Origin of the sequence: Bradyrhizobium sp. HKCCYLRH3099, assembly GCF_051167855.1 — a bacterium.
Classification (GTDB): domain Bacteria; phylum Pseudomonadota; class Alphaproteobacteria; order Rhizobiales; family Xanthobacteraceae; genus Bradyrhizobium.
This window is the reverse complement of sequence record NZ_JBNPTW010000038.1, coordinates 1-1,286: the sequence shown is the minus strand read 5'-3', so window position 1 is coordinate 1,286 and position 1,286 is coordinate 1. Positions and strand designations below refer to the sequence as shown.

Here is a 1,286-nt window from a genome sequence, read left to right as displayed (position 1 = left end):
GGTATGAACCGGGCTGAGTCCTGACATTCTAGACCGGGTTGATTCCTGACAGGCAAGCTTCGTCCGATTCGAAGGAGGATCGGTCGATGCCTTTCAGGGAGAGCAGTCCTGTGGAGCAGCGTATCGGGTTGTTTCGAGAGTATGAGACGGGAGCCTTTACCGTCACGGAGCTTTGCGCGCGGCACGGCATCAGCCGGGAGACGTTCTACGTATTGAAGCGCCGCCGCGAGAGCGGAGACCCGCAGTGGTTCGAGGAGAAGAGCCACGCGGTGCGGAACTGCCCGCACGCCACAGCAGACCGGCTGGTTCGGCGCATCATCGCAACGCGACGGCAGTTTCCGCATTTCGGACCAAAGAAGATCAAGGCCTGGCTCGCATGCGAGCGGCCGGAGGTCGACTGGCCCGCGCCCTCGACGATCGGCGATATCCTGAAGCGTGAAGGCTTGGTCGAAGCGCGACGGCAGCGGCGTCGGGGGATTGCGCAAGGCGAGGTCATGACTCCGGCGGAGGGCCCCAATGACGAGTGGGCGATCGACTTTAAAGGCTGGTTCCGCACCATCGATGGCACGCGCTGTGATCCGCTGACGATCACCGACGCGGCGAGCCGCTATCTCATCGAAGTGCGCATCGTTGATCCGACATCGGCTGGCGTGAAGAGCGCGCTGGAGCGTGTTTTCAAGGATATCGGCCTTCCCGGCGCGATCCGCTCCGACAACGGTGTGCCGTTCGGGTCGAACGGAGCCGGCGGTCTTTCGGCGCTTTCGGTGTGGTGGCTCAAGCTCGGCATCGAACCGCGCTACATCCCGCCAGCCAGCCCGCAGGACAACGGCCGCCACGAACGCATGCATCGCACGCTGAAGGCCGAGACGTCGACGCCGCCGGCAGACAGCGCCGCCGAGCAGCAGCGGCGCTTCGATGCCTTTCGCCGCCACTTCAATGAGGAGCGTCCGCACGAGGCGCTCGATCAGGTGGCACCCGTCAAGCTTTGGCGCTTGCCATCGCGCTCCATGCCAAGCCGCCTCGGCGATCCCTGGTACGATGCTGATCACGAAGTTCGCCGTGTGCGTCCCACCGGCGACATCAAATGGCGGGGCGAGTACGTCTTCGTTGGCGAGGCGCTCGCCAACGAGCTGATTGGCATGGTCCCGCATGAGAACGACAGCCACATCGTCCGCTTCTACGGCCGAGACCTCGGCCTCATTGACCGCGACCGCCGTTTCCTGCGCTTTGCTCCGCCGCGTGCGCGGCTCCGCGTCGCGCAGGAAACGGCGGAGACAAGCCAGCAG

1 protein-coding gene is annotated in these 1,286 nt (G+C 64.6%); it reads left to right on the top strand.

Annotated elements, in window-relative coordinates; translation table 11 throughout:
* Nucleotides 1-110: 110 nt before the first annotated feature.
* Nucleotides 111-1,286, top strand: a 1,176-nt coding sequence (locus ACQR1Y_RS34630; protein ID WP_434894338.1) for an integrase core domain-containing protein, incomplete at its 3' end; no start/stop codon positions are given.